Annotated in this window: 12 protein-coding genes; 7 read left to right on the top strand and 5 right to left on the bottom strand. The window is 45.6% G+C overall.

Annotated elements, in window-relative coordinates; genetic code table 11:
- The first annotated feature begins 157 nt into the window (after positions 1-157).
- Both GTQ48_RS12790 and GTQ48_RS12785 read left to right on the top strand, forming a co-directional pair.
- Complete coding sequence (locus tag GTQ48_RS12790; RefSeq protein WP_163107027.1) at positions 158-1,441, top strand: EAL domain-containing response regulator; 1,284 nt, start codon at positions 158-160, stop codon at positions 1,439-1,441.
- Between the two features lie 9 nt (positions 1,442-1,450).
- Positions 1,451-2,671, top strand: a complete 1,221-nt coding sequence (locus GTQ48_RS12785; protein WP_163107026.1) for an HDOD domain-containing protein — start codon at positions 1,451-1,453, stop codon at positions 2,669-2,671.
- A gap of 181 nt (positions 2,672-2,852) precedes the next feature.
- On the opposite strand, the gene GTQ48_RS12780 is transcribed toward GTQ48_RS12785, so the two are convergent.
- Positions 2,853-4,094, bottom strand: coding sequence for a lytic murein transglycosylase (locus tag GTQ48_RS12780; RefSeq protein ID WP_420837607.1), 1,242 nt, complete (start codon positions 4,092-4,094; stop codon positions 2,853-2,855).
- 259 nt (positions 4,095-4,353) lie between these two features.
- Between GTQ48_RS12780 and mrcB the strand changes: the two genes are divergently transcribed.
- Entirely contained in the window at positions 4,354-6,714 is a 2,361-nt protein-coding gene (gene mrcB / locus GTQ48_RS12775) for a penicillin-binding protein 1B (protein ID WP_163107024.1), read from the top strand.
- 259 nt (positions 6,715-6,973) lie between these two features.
- Here the strand turns inward: mrcB and GTQ48_RS12770 are convergent, their stop codons facing one another.
- The 3 genes from GTQ48_RS12770 to GTQ48_RS12760 form a co-directional block, all read right to left on the bottom strand.
- Complete coding sequence (locus tag GTQ48_RS12770) at positions 6,974-7,294, bottom strand: hypothetical protein (protein ID WP_203565217.1); 321 nt, start codon at positions 7,292-7,294, stop codon at positions 6,974-6,976.
- A 543-nt stretch (positions 7,295-7,837) separates the two neighbouring features.
- Positions 7,838-8,758: a DUF808 family protein gene (locus GTQ48_RS12765; protein WP_163107023.1), complete on the bottom strand. Its 921-nt coding sequence runs from the start codon at positions 8,756-8,758 to the stop codon at positions 7,838-7,840.
- Between the two features lie 357 nt (positions 8,759-9,115).
- Positions 9,116-10,003, bottom strand: coding sequence for a hypothetical protein (locus GTQ48_RS12760; RefSeq protein ID WP_163107022.1), 888 nt, complete (start codon positions 10,001-10,003; stop codon positions 9,116-9,118).
- Positions 10,004-10,407: 404 nt separating this feature from the next.
- Here GTQ48_RS12760 and glnK point away from each other — a divergent pair, with 404 nt between their 5' ends.
- The 4 genes from glnK to GTQ48_RS12740 all read left to right on the top strand — a co-directional run bounded on the left by glnK (position 10,408) and on the right by GTQ48_RS12740 (position 15,073).
- Entirely contained in the window at positions 10,408-10,746 is a 339-nt protein-coding gene (gene glnK / locus GTQ48_RS12755; RefSeq protein WP_032095165.1) for a P-II family nitrogen regulator, read from the top strand.
- A gap of 32 nt (positions 10,747-10,778) precedes the next feature.
- Complete coding sequence (locus tag GTQ48_RS12750) at positions 10,779-12,026, top strand: ammonium transporter (protein ID WP_032095166.1); 1,248 nt, start codon at positions 10,779-10,781, stop codon at positions 12,024-12,026.
- 301 nt (positions 12,027-12,327) lie between these two features.
- Positions 12,328-13,998 carry a gamma-glutamyltransferase gene (ggt, locus tag GTQ48_RS12745; RefSeq protein WP_163107021.1) on the top strand — a complete coding sequence of 557 codons (1,671 nt, stop codon included), beginning with the start codon at positions 12,328-12,330 and terminating at the stop codon, positions 13,996-13,998.
- Positions 13,999-14,146: 148 nt separating this feature from the next.
- The gene (locus tag GTQ48_RS12740; RefSeq protein WP_163107020.1) at positions 14,147-15,073 is read left to right on the top strand and encodes a Dyp-type peroxidase; all 927 of its coding nucleotides are present in this window, start codon (positions 14,147-14,149) and stop codon (positions 15,071-15,073) included.
- A gap of 21 nt (positions 15,074-15,094) precedes the next feature.
- On the opposite strand, the gene GTQ48_RS12735 is transcribed toward GTQ48_RS12740, so the two are convergent.
- Complete coding sequence (locus GTQ48_RS12735) at positions 15,095-16,168, bottom strand: adenylate/guanylate cyclase domain-containing protein (RefSeq protein WP_163107053.1); 1,074 nt, start codon at positions 16,166-16,168, stop codon at positions 15,095-15,097.
- Between the last annotated feature and the right edge of the window lie 95 nt (positions 16,169-16,263).

The raw sequence follows: 16,263 nt of genomic DNA, 5'->3' as shown, positions 1-16,263 counted from the left end.
AGCGTGTTTTTTGCGATGCATGGCATTTTATACGTAACGCGTATGGAAAGCGTGTTGAGTCAATGTGAATAGCCTAAGTGCTATCCACGCTGTGTGAATAACACTTTTTTAGTTAGTTAGCATTGTTAAGGGGCAACAGTAAGGCGATGAGTAGACAATGAAGCCTGAGCTGCATTCAAAGATTTTGCTCGTAGACGATGAAACCAGCGTGCTTCGCGCATTAAGTCGCGTACTAACGTATGCGGGTTACCAGGTCGTTACGTCCTCTTGCCCGAAAGATGCCTTAGCTATGGTTAAGACTCAATCTTTCGATGTCATTATTGCTGACTACCGTATGCCAGAGATGAACGGTGTCGCTTTTTTACGTAAGTCTCGCCCCCATCAACCTTTTGCCTGTCATTTTATACTAAGCGGTGATGCCGACATTGATGACGTTATAGAGTGCATGAATGATGATGTGGCAGAGCGCTTCTTGCGCAAGCCGTGGGACAATAAACGTCTGCTCGATGAAGTGAGTATTGGTGTTGAAAAGCGGCATAAAAATCACCTTCTTAGTGTGATGATGAACAATCAACTGCAAAAGCAGCCCCCCAATGAGTCAGGGGATTTTTCTGTAATAACCTCGTCTACTGCTAACGGTTCACAGGCTCACTCCAGTCAAAAAAACGAGCTACTAGAACGACTAAAGTCTGCCATTTTTGAAGATGAATTTAGTTTAGTTTACCAGCCGAAAGTATGCGCAAAAACGGGAAGAATTGTCGGGTTAGAAAGTTTACTGCGATGGACGAGTGAGGATTACGGCTCTGTATCGCCAGCGATTTTTATTCCAGTCGCCGAAGAGGGAGAGTTTATTCAAGGGATCGGTGAGTGGGTATTAAGAGAAACGGCACGTTTTCAAATGCGATGGCAAGCATTTACCTTGCTAGACGGTTTTAAGCTTGCTTTTAATGTATCGCCAAAGCAGTTACACGATGACAAGTTTGTCGACGTTGTAAAGGCTTTGATAGCCGAGGGAAACCTAGTTCCTGAAAATTTGTGTGTGGAAATAACAGAGTCGGCTGCTATTGAAGACTTCGACGGGTGCTGTAAGCAGCTTAGGCGATTAAAAGAGTTAGGTATTGATGTTGCCATTGACGATTTTGGAACAGGACATACGGCTATCAACTATCTCCTTAATTTGCCGGCTCAAGTAGTTAAGATAGATCGTAGTTTAATTGCCGGTGTTGATAGCGAAGAAAAGTGCTACAACGTGGTGAAAAATTTAGTATCAATGGCCCAGTCAATTGGCATGAAAGTGGTTGCCGAAGGTATAGAAGTATCTCAGCACGCGTTGTGTTTACGGGATATGGGGTGTGAAGAATTGCAGGGCTATCATTATAGTAAGCCGCTCGCAGAAGAGCCCCTGTTGAAAGTGCTGGCACAACAGCCTTATTTATTCTGAGGAGATAGGATGCCGAGTAATCAGGTTGTCATTGTTGATGATGAAGAGCTGATCCTTAAATCGTTGAAAAGAGCGCTGAGGCGATTAGCGCCCTCATGGTCAGTCCACCTCTTTGATTCCCCAAATGAAGCCCTTGATAAACTACAGCAGGGTGAAATAAAACCAGACCTCGTCATGTGCGACAGACTTATGCCAGGAACACGAGGTGACGACGTTTTGCTTGAGTGCAGAACTCACAACCCAGAGGCGATTCGATTATTAATTACCGGTGATACACGGATTGATATGAAGGAGATAGTCGCCTCAAACGTGCATATTTTCATTTCGAAGCCCTTTGAGCACGGCGATATTAGCGACGTACTCAATCGAGTGATGCGCATAAAAGCACTTCCCTTAACACATTCAGTAAGGCAGTCCCTTGGAAGGTTAAAAGGGTTGCCCGTACTTAATGAAACCTATCAAAAGCTAGACAAGCTTCTTAAGTGTGAGGACGCCGAACTTGATGAAGTGGCCAGGGTAGTAGGAAAAGATCCAACGCTGGTGGCAAATGTACTTCAAGCCGCAAACTCTCCTTTTCTTGGTTTTCGCGGGCAAGTCTCCTCTGTAGACAAGGCAGTGAAGCGACTGGGTCTGAATACTATTGCATCTATAGCGATTGCCTCTAGCTTGAGTCAAACCTATAGCATTGACAGCAAAATGCACCGAGATGTGGTGGTGCGCGCACTTTCGTCTGCCTATATTGCAACTCGCCTGATGCAGTTGCGAGGCTTTTCGCGAGAGCAGGCAGAGTATTCATTTTCGTTGAGTTTGCTTGCTTCTATTGGCGAACTGTATTTGGTGGATGCGCCTGAAACGGCAAATGACGTTGGGCTGCAGTCATCAACGAAGCCCATTAGTGCACTTATCACCTACTACCTTCTTACCGTATGGGGCATAGAGGAGCGATTGGTGGAAGATATTCTTTCGGCGTCATGTGAGGCGGCGAGTACTTTGCGCCCTCGTAAGGGGGTAGAGCAGTCGCAAGAGCCAGACGATTCAGAAGAGTCAAAAGAAGCAGAAGGACTTATAGCATCTCAAGTGTTTTATCTCGCCCGCCGCTTGGCGTGCGAAGATTTTGATGAGGCGCTGACGGATGTACTAAATATGGACGAGTTTGCCCAATGGTACCCAGCGCTTAATGCGCTTAAAGAAAACCCGCCTGAAGACATTAACTTAGCTGCGCCTCAGTAATTACTGACAATCGAGCCTATCGTGTTGAGGTGAGGCTGAGATGACACGCATCATAAATAGAATTGAGCAGCCATGGTACATTCAAAATACGGGTTAACCCGAAATACTGGTTATTTCAAAATACGGGTTATCTCAAAATAGTACCGATGGCTGTCTAATTTGTTATCTATGCGGACTAGTATCAAGAGTGTTTATCTAGCGTAACATCAAGAGCGCTCATTACGTCTAGCCCTGGAAATCCATCAGCAATCATACTATTCGCTATTTGATAATTGCGAATACCTTCGCGGGTGGCGGGCCCTATAATTCCGTCGGGCTTACCCACATCGAAGCCTAGCGTATTGAGCTTGCTTTGAAGCGCAATGATGTCCTTTCGGCTGTAAGCAGGAAGGTCTGGCAATGTGGCTTTTATGCCTGAGGCTCCGGTGATCTTATCAGCTAAAACACCGACAGCGATGGCGTAAAACTCAGAATTGTTCCAACGCATGATCACTCTAAAGTTTTTATAGGCGATAAATGCAGGCCCTTCGTGACCGGCAGGTACTATGACATAGGCAGAGGTATCTGCATTGCCCAGTTCGCTGCCGTCTGCTCGCATTACCCCAAGTGCGTTCCATTCGCTAAGAGACTGGCGGTTTTTGTAGCCAGAAAGTCGATAGTCAAAGTTCTCAGGTAGCGTAATTTCCCGTCCCCATCGAAAACCAGCGTCCCATCCTAAGCTTGCAAGAAAGTTAGCAGCAGAAGACAGTGCATCTTCTTCACTGGCCCATAGGTTAATTTGACCGTCGCCATCACCATCTATAGCGTAATGGGTATATGCCGAGGGCATAAACTGGGTGTGCCCCATGGCGCCTGCCCAAGACCCTACCATTTCTTCCCGTTCTAGCTTTTCTCTCTCAAACAGCTTAACCGCGACTAAAAACTCTTTTGTGAAATACGTGCTGCGGCGCTTATCGCAGGCTAATGTGGCCAGTGAATCGAGTACCGGCATCTTGCCTTTGTAGTTGCCAAAGTTTGTCTCTAACCCCCAGAATGCCAGCAGGTAATGTGGCGGCACGCCATACTCGTCACTTAATTTGTGCAGTAAGGTTTTGTGCTTCGCGTACATTTCTTTGCCTTTATTTGTACGCCACTCGGTGACTCGTTTACTGAAGTAACCCGGAAAGGTCTGCACGAACTCGGGCTGACTTCTGTCGTACTTAATCACGTTGTCTTGATGTACCAATGAAGGAAAAATGGCATCGATGGTTTGTTGGCTAACGCCTTGTTGAATCGCCTCCTTTTCAAGCGCCGCTGTGCAAGACGCGAAGTTTTCGTTCGCACTGGCAGATGAAATAGAAACACTTGTGAACAACACGGCCAACGAGATAGATGAAATTATCCGTGTTACTGAGAATGCAGAGCGACGGTTTATAAACGGCATTGTCGGGCGAAAAATTGATGATGAAAAAGCTGAACGCATAGTAAATTTCCTTTGTTACTTGCTTGCATGCTATCGCATTGTGACTGCAAAGTGCGAGCTAAATTCCATTGTAGGTCAGGGTTTCGTGCAGCTGCTGTTATTTAGATGTTGGTTAGATGGTGGTTAGCTGTTGTTGCATCAAGGGCGCAGTGGTAATGTTCACTGCATAAATTTAAGGGACGGTAAGCGGTACGCGCTTACCTTTTTATGGCGCTTCCTCGTGGCAAAAAGACAATCAAGTAACAGCTCAACAGCAAAAAAGACAGCAAGAAAAAGCAATTCAAACACAAAGCAGAAAACCAAAGGGAGTTGGGTATTCGGTGCATTCTGGCGACTTTCATTAGTTGCGCTTGTGGTACTTGGTGCATACGCATTCTATCTCGATGCACAAATCAAAAAGGGCTTTTCAGGCAACAAGTGGGAAGTGCCGGCACAAATCTTTGCGCGCCCGCTAAGCCTAAGTAAGGGTGAAGAAATAACACCCTCAGAGGTCATTGATGAATTGAACCTTCTGGGCTATCGAAAAGTGGCATTTGCCAACAATAGTGGTGAGTACAGCTATCAAAATAGAGTGCTAACTGTTCAGCGCCGAGCGTTTCAATTCCCAGAGGGAGCAGAGCCTTTAAGACACCTGATTGTCACTTGGGAAGGCGCGAGAGTGTCTGAAATTTACGATAAAACGGAAGAGCGACCGTTTGGCACAATCAGGCTTGAGCCATGGCTGGTAACTCGCATGACAAGTGGTTCTAGTGAAGATCGTATGTTGGTGTCACTCGATACTATTCCCGAATTATTGCCCAAAGCCTTGACGTTGGTAGAAGACCGTAACTTTTATAATCACCACGGCGTAGCCCCGCTTTCAATCGTGCGTGCCTTGGTGGCGAATATCGCTGCCGGCAGAACCGTACAAGGCGGCAGCACGCTAACGCAACAGCTGGTTAAGAACATGTTTTTAACCCGAGAGCGGTCGCTAGTTAGAAAAGCGAAAGAAGCGATAATGGCAGTGATCATCGACGCTCGATATAGCAAATCTGAGATAATTGAAGCCTATTTAAACGAGGTCTTTTTAGGCCAAAACGGCAACATGGCTGTGCACGGTTTCGGCTTGGCAAGCTACTTCTACTTTGACAGGCCTGCCAATGAATTAAGCGTTCCTGAAATTGCGACCTTAGTGGCTATCATCAAAGGACCGTCTTATTACAATCCTCGAAAATATGCAGTGCGCACTAAAGAGCGAAGAGACTTGGTTTTGCGCATGTTGTTTGACGAAAATGAGATTAATCGAGACGAGTACGAACGTTACGTGAATAGGCCTCTTGGCTTAGCGAGCGGCGCGAGTTTAGCCAGTGGAAAGCACCCTGCGTTTATGGAGCAAGTGCGTAGAGAGCTAAACGACATATTAGCAGAGCCCAGCTTAAGAGATTCAGGGGTTAAAGTATTTACTACCCTTGATATTGTTGCACAGCGTCGTGCGGAGCGGGCTCTCTCCAATACCTTAGATGGACTTCAAAAAGACAGAAAGGCTGCACTGCAGGGCGCAATGGTGGTCACCGATAGCGCAACAGGCGAAGTAAGAGCGATCATCGGTGATAGAAACGTAGCGTATAAAGGTTTCAATCGAGCGTTAGACGCCAAGCGTCCCATAGGGTCGTTAGTGAAACCTGCGGTATATCTTACTGCCCTTGAAGACCCCACTCAGTTTAATTTGGCAACGCCGCTAGAAGATAAGCCCATTACCCTTGAAAGTAAAAACGGTAAGCCGTGGTCGCCCAAAAACTACGACAAAGAATTTAGGGGGCAAGTGCCATTATTGCAGGGACTGACAGAGTCACTCAACATTCCCACCGTAAACTTAGGAATGCAGGTGGGCTTAAATACACTGGCCGATACCATAGAGCGCCTTGGGGTAAGTACACCGTTAGAAAAAGTGCCTTCAATGACACTTGGGGCGTTTGAGTTAACCCCATTTGCTACCAACCAAATGTATCAAACCCTGTCTAATGATGGACGCTATATTCCACTGCACACGGTGACTTCGGTAGTCACATCGGAAAACGCGCTGCTGTGGAAAAAAGCGGAGTTTTACTCTCAACGAGTAGATGAGGCAGCCACTTACCTATTAAATTACGCGCTTTATAAAGTCACTACAGAAGGTACGGCAAAGCGAGTTGGGGCCACCTTTGGCAGCGTTAATATGGCGGGTAAAACAGGTACAACGGACGACTATCGCGACAGTTGGTTTAGCGGTTTCGATAGAAATCATGTGGTGACAGTTTGGGTGGGTAATGATGACAATAAATCGGTTAATTTAACCGGCGCTGGCGGTGCACTGCCAGTGTTTGTTAACTACATGAAGTCACAAGCGCCCAAATCACTTTCCAGAAGATTTCCAAGAGGCTTAGGCATTGCCCACTTTGATGCAAAAACAGGGGCAGTAGTTGTTGCAGGTTGTGCTGGTAGTTTGAGCGTTCCGGCCATACTAGATGTGCTTCCTCCACCAGAACAAGACTGTAGCGGGCGTCCGGTAGACGATGCCAAAGACGGTAAAAAGAAAAGCTGGTGGGAACGTATATTTGGATAAAAAAAGCTCCAGTAAGAAGATAGAAAGCAAATATTTACACTAGGGTTCTTTATTCCCTAAGGAGGGCCAATACCTGTTGCGTAATGTCTATCTTCTACCGGAGCTAAAAGCCCAGGGAGGCTTGGGGAACAAAAATGGTTAATGTCCTTTTTGAAAAAACAGGCGCGCGGTCGAAAAAGCGATAGCGCTAACTGCGAAAGCAATGAAAGGACCAAGTACTAACATCAGTAAGGTACTGGCAGCAATCATGACTATCTCCTTACGCATCGTTGTCGTCAGAAGCTTCAGGTGAATCCTCTGAAGCTAGCGGCGACATTGGCATACTCGATATATCCACAACTTGTATATCCGCAATCAATGTCATTGACTCGTCTGCGTCAGGCTCGAAGGTGTGGCTTGCCGTCATAACGTCAAACGTAATACGTGTTGAAGTTTCTTGTCTCACTTCGTTCATGGCGCTTGCCACTAAATAATCGGTATGTGACTGCAGTGCAGACACATTGTCGTTAGCCATTAATGATGCGCTGAAAGTACCAGAAGTCAGTAGTAATGCAGTGATAAGATTGCGACGCGTAAACATAATATTTTCCTATTAATAAAAGTTGAACACTGCACTGATACATACTGCGTGGCAGCTTTCGATATTGTTAAAACTCGTGATTCTTAACGTAGAACACGTTTTTTTCTCATTACCATTAATGTATTGCGAGTGTTGTGCCACTTTTATTTTCTAGTTTAACTATATGATTTTATTGATTTAGTCTTGTTTGGCGTAAAAGGGGATAAACGAGAGATGAATAGTGGGAGACTAAAAAGTAGCGTTTTTGAAAATGACTTGGTGAAATTCGCCAATCTTTATTTGGCCAATTGAATCTACTCAATGAAATACGAGCTATTAATTGTGACTCATTAATTATGATCTACTAAAAAGGGCCTATTAAATCTGCCTTTTGGATTTAATCTATTGGATTAACTCTATTAAAATAAGGTAGAAAATAAGGTAAGAAGTAAGGTTAGCAATAAGGTACGGTCGGAATACCACAATGAGGTAAAAGAGCAGGTTAGGCCTCCCTGGTTGGAAGGCTAACGATCAGCACGATTATAAATTTGGTTGCAGTAAAAGCTACGATGAAGCTTTAAGCTTAGAAATGGCTGCTACCGCAAAAGCAATAATAGCTCCCGACACCACGCCAACTGCCCCATCGGCTAAAATAGACATAGCAAAGTCAGCACTGGGCACTAGCTCTGTTGCCCACACGGTTACGTGATGCAAAAAACCAATACTGTGAGTGAGGATACCGCCGCCCACGAGGAACATGGCTATGGTGCCTACCACCGCAAGGGTTTTCATAATAGCCGGAGCTGCTACAAGAAGAGTTCGTCCAATTAAGCGCTGCATGGTGTTCATAGTGCCAGTGAGCGATTTGCGCAGCATATAAAGACCCACATCGTCCATTTTTACCAAGCCTGCTACCAGTCCATACACACCAACCGTTATGGCTAAGCTCAATGCAATTAAAACGCCCACTTGGGTTATTAATGCTGCGTCGCTAACGGTGCCTAAGGCAATCACAATAATTTCAGCTGACAGGATAAAGTCGGTGCGTATTGCGCCCTTTATCTTTTTTTGCTCGAAGGCCACCATATCAACATCTTCATGAGCAATGGCTTCTATTCGCGCTTCCCGCTCTTGAAGTTGGTCATCGTGAGGGAGATATTTATGCAGTAGTTTTTCAGCACCCTCAAAGCATAAGTACAGCCCACCTAATACTAACAGTACGGTAATCAGCGAAGGGACAAAGGCGCTAATGGCGAGAGCCGCAGGCACTAATATGGCCTTATTCAGCAACGACCCTTTTGCTACCGCCCATACAACAGGCAATTCTCTGTCTGCCTTGATGCCTTGCACTTGGTCTGCGTTTACCGCCAAGTCGTCACCCAAAACGCCAGCGGTTTTTTGGGCCGCTACTTTTGACATGGTGGCAATGTCGTCCATCAAGGTGGCAATATCGTCGAGTAAGGCAAGTAGATTAGCTCCAGCCACAGATTATTCCTTATTAATGAGAGAGTGTTTAAATTATTAGGCTACTAGGGCGTGTTGATCTTTGTTGTACGAGTTTTGGGCAAATGTAAAGCAAAGATCAACAAGCTATCGATTATTGGGTAGGCAGAATACGCCGTAATGCTAATGTTTGGCAACACAACATTACACCAGCACCGTGTTTACCAATACTCTTTAGACAATGCTGCGTGTTGAGCCAATCCAAGTATAATCAAGAAAGGTTGGGCAAAGATGCATGTAGCGCGGGTTTTGGCTTTTGCTGTGTGAATTATGGCTATGTGAGTAATGGCTGTGTGAGTCACAGGCTAAATAGTGTCAGTTGAATTACTGCAAAAGACGCTAGTTAGTTTGCTCATCGTTTTCAGGTGTTTTGTTAATCCGGGCATCGATAAACCGCTGGTATTCATTTCTTTTAGAACACTTCATGGTACCGCCAGCCCAGCCACTTAAGGTCGTAAGTATTTTATTTGTAGTGCCCGTACAGTTCACGATTTTTACTGGACGCTGATTGTATAGCTTCTCATCTCTATCTTCGCCTTTTCTGGGGTCGATAATGTTTGGGCTTCTTTTTTTTGCTGCATATGAAGAGGCAGCATTAGCTGATTCTTCACCAATACGGGCTTCATTATAGCTGTCTAAATAGTCTGCCGCTGCCTGTGCGCTAGACACATTTAAACGACCGGCTTCACGGTTAATGTTCGGCTTCGATACTTGGGAAGGTGATTCTTCTAGAGGTGCTTCTTTTGAAAGTGCCTCTTCTAGCTGTGATGAGTGAGCATCTGGCAGGGGCTTGGTTTCTGTAGACTGCTCGGGCTCAGCGTTTGGCTTGTCCAGAGTGTCAGCCGTTTTAGGTGCCTGTATTTCGCTGTCTGCTGACTCCTCCTCGCTTGCATCTTCATTGACTACCTCTGACGTTTGCTTGTCTACCACTTCCCTGTCTACCACTTCCTTGTCGACGGCTTCTTTGTTTAAAAAAAGGCTGGGCTCAATAGTTTTTTGGGCGGGTGGCTGAAACAGCACGGCCTGTATTGTGGGTGCAGGGGAAAGGCTGGCAATCGCTGCTTTCTTTTTTTCAATACCATACTGGCCTACTACAACAACTGTGATGATTGCCCCAGCATGAATAAGCAATGACGTCGATGCGGTACGCCATGCATAACGCTGTTTGCGAGCATGGTCTTGTAAGGGGCGCTCGGGCGCGAAAAACACCGCTGTATTTGTGCTCATTAGAACTAACAGACCCAGTAACCTAATGATAGTTCCGTTTTATCCAGCTTTTGTACGCTGCGACGTTATGCTCTTTTTCCCTTGCGATAAACAGACTCGATTTCGTGCATCAACATTAAACAATTCGCTTTACCTGAAAAGCCCCCAAGCGCTGATAACAGGATATAAAAAGGCCAATACACGCTCCTACTCGTCTTAATTTTTGGTGAATTGACCTTGCGCGCGTCATTGTTGGGCATTCTTTCCGCGCTGCACCTTATTGGTGCGTTGTTTTTGATTTATCCTCCTCTGATTTTGATTATCTATCTGATTTTAATGCATAATTATTTATGGCATGGCTCTTGGTATAGTAATCGTCAAGTATGCATTTTTGCAGAATAATCACAATAAACTGGGAGCATCACATGAAATTAGTCACTGCTATCATCAAGCCGTTCAAGCTAGATGATGTTCGTGAAGCCATTTCAGAAATCGGGATTGACGGTTTAACCGTTACCGAAGTAAAAGGCTTTGGACGTCAAAAAGGTCACACTGAACTCTATCGCGGCGCGGAATACCAGGTAGATTTTTTACCGAAAGTAAAATTAGAAATTGCCGTACAGGACGATCAGGTCGAGCGTTTGGTCGAGGCCATCGTTGGTGCTGCTAAAACAGGCAAAATTGGTGACGGTAAGGTCTTTGTGTATGACCTAGAACATGCCGTTCGTATTCGAACTGGTGAGTCGGATACCGACGCGCTGTAAGCCACAACGATATTTTTGCGGAGAAAACCATAATGGAAATCACTTTTGAACTTGGGTATGCGCTAGATACCTTTTACTTCTTAATTTGCGGCGCGCTAGTTATGTGGATGGCTGCAGGTTTTGCAATGCTTGAAGCTGGCTTAGTTAGAGCCAAAAACACCACTGAAATTCTGACTAAAAACATCTCGTTATTCGCCATAGCCTGCACCATGTATATGGTTTGCGGCTACGGAATCATGTACGGCGGTGGCGATTGGGGTCCTTTCCTTAGCGGCATCTTAAGCGACGGCGCAACAGGTGTTTCAGAAGACCCAGCAACATATGCACCTTCTGCAGACTTCTTTTTCCAAGTGGTCTTCGTTGCCACTGCGATGTCTATCGTGTCTGGTGCCGTTGCTGAGCGTATGAAGCTATGGGCTTTCTTAGCATTCACTGTGGTAATGACTGGTTTCATCTATCCAATGGAAGGTGCATGGACATGGGGCGGTGAAGCTGTATTCGGTCTATACACGCTTGGCGATTTAGGATTCTCAGATTTTGCAGGATCGGGTATTGTTCACATGGCGGGTGCAGCAGCTGCATTGGCGGGTGTGTTAATTCTTGGTGCTCGTAAAGGTAAATACACCGCAGATGGTAAAGTTAATGCTATTCCAGGTGCTAACCTGCCTCTAGCAACCCTAGGTACATTTATTTTGTGGATGGGATGGTTTGGCTTTAACGGCGGTTCAGTACTTGCTACTGCAACGGTTGAAAGCGCAAACTCTGTTGCCATCGTATTTATGAACACTAACGCAGCCGCAGCCGGTGGTACTATTGCTGCGCTTATCGTAGCGCGTATCTTATTCGGTAAAGCTGACTTAACAATGGCACTAAACGGTGCGTTAGCAGGTTTGGTTGCTATTACCGCAGAGCCTTCTACGCCTAGCCCATTAGAAGCAACCTTATTCGGTGGTCTCGGTGGTATCTTAGTAGTACTCAGCATTGTTGGTCTTGATAAGCTTAAGATTGATGATCCAGTAGGTGCTATCTCAGTTCACGGTGTTGTTGGTTTACTTGGACTTCTACTTGTTCCAATTACTAACGACGGTTCGAGCTTCTCCGGTCAGCTTATTGGCGCGGCAACTATCTTTGTTTGGGTATTCGTAGCCAGCCTAGTAGTGTGGTTAGCGCTTAAAGCAACCATGGGCATCCGTGTTACTGAAGAAGAAGAGTTTGACGGTGTAGACATGAGTGAATGTGGTTTGGAAGCATATCCAGACTTCACCAGCGGTCGCTCATAAACACACGGACCAATTTACATTGATGTAGGCAGCGACAAAAACATAATAATGCCTAATGATCATCACTTAAGCCTCGCATTTGCGAGGCTTTTTTCGTTCTGCGATAAACCTAGGCGTATTGCGCCTTAAACGCTACACTAGAAATGGCAACGCAAAGAGATTTCGACACGCAACTACCAGTGACAAACGTAAGCACACCAACATTGTTTATAAAAAACGTGCTTTGGATTAAAAGGGAAACGACGGGACTACTGTGATGATAGCTAAAATAACACACTCACTTTTCACAATGACGTTCGCAATGACACTATGCAGTACGCTTTGTATATCGTATTCACACGCGTATGACAGGGTAACGGGCAAGCCATTTGCCAGCCGGTCTGAGGTTATAGCGCAGCATGGCATGGCGGCAACCAGTCAACCCTTAGCAACGCAGGTCGCTCTGGATGTGCTTAAGCAAGGTGGAAGTGCTGTCGATGCTGCCATTGCAGCAAATGCTATGCTTGGCCTAGTAGAGCCTACAGGCAGTGGTATAGGAGGGGACTTATTCGCCATTGTATGGGATGCCAGTGAACAAAAGCTAGTGGGTCTAAATGCATCAGGTCGTTCTCCCCGTTCACTGACTAAAGCGGTGTTTGCAGAACGCGGATTGAACAAAATCCCTAAGTTTGGTCCTCTACCTGTATCGGTTCCTGGTGCGGTAGATGGCTGGTTTGAGTTACATGAAAAGTTCGGCAAGTTGCCCATGTCTACTCTTTTGACTCCTGCCATCGAATACGCAAAAAATGGCTTCCCAGTTTCCGAACTCATCGCGTATTACTGGCAAATAAATAAAGACAGAATAGGCCACTACGATGGCTTCGCTGAGACCTACCTCATCAACGGCAATGTGCCCAAAAAAGGCGACATATTCAAGAATCCTGGGCTTGCGGTTACCTATGAAAAAATAGCGACCGGCGGCCGTGATGCGTTTTACAAAGGCGATATTGCTCGCGCCATTGATGCATATATGGAAGCTCAGGGCGGATTTCTTTCTTATCAAGATTTAGCGTCTCATACATCACAATGGGTTGAGCCAGTATCGGCAAATTACCGTGGTTACGATGTGTGGGAACTGCCTCCAAACGGACAAGGAATTGCCGCACTGCAAATCCTTAATGTGCTTGAACGCTACGATATAGAAGGCATGGGGTTTAACTCTGCCGATTATATTCACACCTTTGTAGAAGCCAAAAAGCTCGCATTCGAAGATAGAGCAAAGTTTTACGCTGATCCCGACTTTAATGATATTCCTGTAGATTGGTTGATCTCCAAAGAGTATGCCAAAAAGCGACAGGCGCTCATTGATATGGAAAAAGCAGCGTCGCGGGTAGATGCAGGTATTTATGAGGGCGATACTATTTACCTAACTGTGGCAGACAAAGACGGCAATATGGTTTCGCTAATTCAAAGTAATTATCGCGGAATGGGGTCGGGTATGACGCCGCCGGGTTTAGGTTTTGTACTGCAAAATAGAGGTGAAATGTTTACGTTAGAAGAGGGACACTACAACGAGTATCGCCCCGGCAAACGTCCCTTCCATACCATTATTCCCGCATTTGTTACCCGTAACGGTCGCCCCGTGATGAGCTTTGGGGTAATGGGCGGTGGCACACAGCCACAAATGCACGCACAAATCATCGTTAATATTCTGGATTTTGGTATGAACTTGCAAGAAGCCGGTGATGCACCACGCATACTCCACAGTGGCTCAAGCAGTCCAACGGGTGAATTAATGCTAGACGGTGGCTATGTAAGCTTAGAGTCAGGGGTTGATGAGGCGGTGCAGCGCGAGCTTATGGAAAGAGGCCATAAACTCCAGCGTGTGGTGGGTGCGTTTGGCGGCTATCAAGCCATTGCTTGGGATGCCAAAAAAGGCGTGTATTTTGGCGCTTCTGAAAGCAGAAAAGATGGACAAGCTGCAGGGTATTAAGCACACTGACAATACTCGTCACAGCAAGGGATTTAACCGCCTGTAACAGGATTCGTATAACATCTGTAATAACGGTTAATAAGCGCTGTTTGAATGAGTAGTTTTTATAAGTGCTTTAAGAAAACTTCAAATAATAACAAGAGCTGCAATGACACAACCACAAAAAGGCATATGCGCAGAGCCAAATTTGCATGCGCAATATTTGATGCTCAATGTTGTCGATGAGGACAGCGAAGCCGTAAGAGCAAAATTAGCGAGGGTGCTCGATATTTTCGAGCACTTTGAAAATGAGCATTACGAAGCCATGGTTACCGGTGTTATTGCGGTGGGAACCAGCTATTGGGCCGATGTTTATCCTGGGCTAATTCCCGTTGAACTTGCTCCTTTCCCCGATATGCAATGCGAAGACAGAAGTGCGCCAACCACACCTTGCGATTTGTTTATTCAAATTCGAGCAGACCGGTTAGATATTTGCCACGCCGTTGGTATAGAGGTGATGGACTTACTGCGCATTCACGTTGAGTTGGTAGAGCAGGTACGGGGTTTTCGCTATCTCGACGGTCGCGACCTCAATGGCTTTCTTTATGCTATTGACAACCCTAGAGGGATGGCTCGCAGAAAGGTCGCTATTATAAGCGAAGAGGACGACCCCGATTTTCAAGGGGGAAGTTACTTGCATGTGCAACGATATCGACACGATCTCAGGCGCTGGAATAGTTTGTCTGATAGGCAAAAAGAACAGGCGATGGGAACCACTCAGCAACACAACCTGCCTAGTGTTGAGCAGTCTCAGTCGTCACACTGCGTTCGTGCTGTAAGCGCATCAGCTGATGATGAAACGTCTAAACTTATGAAGCAAGGTATGCCCTATGGCGATATGGCATCTCAAGGCTTGTTTTCTGTCTGCTGTAGCGCAAGCGCGCGACCCTTTAAGCATATGTTACAAAGTCAAATATACGGCAATGGAGAAGGGGATTACGACCGATGGTTAGACTTTACAAGTGCAGAAACCGGTGCTGCATTCTTTGCACCTTCGGTTAACTTTATAAAAGCGCAGGCTACCCTATCGAACTGACACTTCTCTATCGCACCACTTTTACTGAAGCACGAGGGCGCCATCCCAGTCGTCATCTAAGTCTATATTTCGATAAATACGACATACGTCAATATGGTGATGGGCTAGGGTATCATTTGGATTAACTGCCAATGCGGTTTCAAAGTAGGCAATCGCTTCATCCCACTGCTTGTTAATACGACACGCCAGACCCGCTGCAATCTTCGCTTGAACAGAAAGTCGCGCCGCTTGTTCAACATCGCTGAGATGACTGAGTACCTCATAAATTTCAATAGGCGCTTGACGGCCTTTTACCCGAACCCAATCGAGTAAGCGGGTTTTAATGGGATAGCCTGTCCCTAAGGTTTGCAGTACTTGAGCACTCACAATAATATCGGCTTGGTATTTAGGAGTCAGTGCTTCAAGACGCGATGCAATATTAACACTGTCGCCAATTACTGTGGTATCCATGCGATCGTCTGAACCTACCGTGCCCATGATCACATTTCCAAAGTGTATCCCAATACCCATGTTGACCGCAGCGTAGTTGCTGTTCTTTCTATGTCCGTTATATATGGTCAGTGCTTTTCTTAAATCTAATGCAGCATTTAAAGAGTCGATGGCTTTATCTCTCGCTGTGCCACCTGGATGATCAAATAAGGCCATAATGCCATCACCCATGAACTTGTCGATAAAGCCACTGTTTTGATGGATAGGGTCGTTCATGCGGGTAAAGTACGAATTAAGGAAATTCATTAACTCTTGAGGGGTTATGCGTTCAGAAAAACCAGTAAATCCTCTAATATCGCAAAACATAATAGCGACTTCATTTTCTGAGGCATAGCCTAAACCAAGGTTGTCTACATCGGTATTGGCCATGTGCTCTACAAACTGTTTGGGCACAAACTTTTGAAAGGTTTGATTTAATCGCAGGGCCTCATCAGCCGCTTCTTGAAACCGAAGCTCCTTTTCAATACTTAAGTCGGTATTGCGCCTGTTCTTTTTGAACTTTGTAACTCGTCGTGCAAACCTTCGACTGCGCTTAATAAGCAGTATCGTGATGACGGCGCTATAAATGAGGAGTAGAACTATCCCTATTCCTAAAAACCATTCCATAGAAGACATTAGCTATTCTTATTCAAAGTGACTTTATAATGAGAATGAAGACATCAATACAAGATAGTGTGAAAAATTTAAGTACTAAAAATACA

This window comes from Alteromonas genovensis (genome assembly GCF_010500895.1).
GTDB lineage: Bacteria > Pseudomonadota > Gammaproteobacteria > Enterobacterales > Alteromonadaceae > Alteromonas > Alteromonas genovensis.
The sequence above is the reverse complement of the archived record's forward strand: the minus strand, read 5'-3'. Positions and strand labels throughout refer to the sequence as shown.

What these genes read in the sequence shown, in the direction of transcription:
- GTQ48_RS12790 (WP_163107027.1), top strand. Translation starts at nt 158, where the DNA reads ATGAAGCCTGAGCTGCATTCAAAGATTTTGCTCGTAGACGATGAAACC.
- GTQ48_RS12785 (WP_163107026.1), top strand. Translation starts at nt 1,451, where the DNA reads ATGCCGAGTAATCAGGTTGTCATTGTTGATGATGAAGAGCTGATCCTT.
- GTQ48_RS12780 (WP_420837607.1), bottom strand. Translation starts at nt 4,094, where the DNA reads ATGCCGTTTATAAACCGTCGCTCTGCATTCTCAGTAACACGGATAATT.
- GTQ48_RS12770 (WP_203565217.1), bottom strand. Translation starts at nt 7,294, where the DNA reads ATGTTTACGCGTCGCAATCTTATCACTGCATTACTACTGACTTCTGGT.
- GTQ48_RS12760 (WP_163107022.1), bottom strand. Translation starts at nt 10,003, where the DNA reads ATGAGCACAAATACAGCGGTGTTTTTCGCGCCCGAGCGCCCCTTACAA.
- glnK (WP_032095165.1), top strand. Translation starts at nt 10,408, where the DNA reads ATGAAATTAGTCACTGCTATCATCAAGCCGTTCAAGCTAGATGATGTT.
- GTQ48_RS12750 (WP_032095166.1), top strand. Translation starts at nt 10,779, where the DNA reads ATGGAAATCACTTTTGAACTTGGGTATGCGCTAGATACCTTTTACTTC.
- ggt (WP_163107021.1), top strand. Translation starts at nt 12,328, where the DNA reads ATGACACTATGCAGTACGCTTTGTATATCGTATTCACACGCGTATGAC.
- GTQ48_RS12740 (WP_163107020.1), top strand. Translation starts at nt 14,147, where the DNA reads ATGACACAACCACAAAAAGGCATATGCGCAGAGCCAAATTTGCATGCG.
- GTQ48_RS12735 (WP_163107053.1), bottom strand. Translation starts at nt 16,168, where the DNA reads ATGGAATGGTTTTTAGGAATAGGGATAGTTCTACTCCTCATTTATAGC.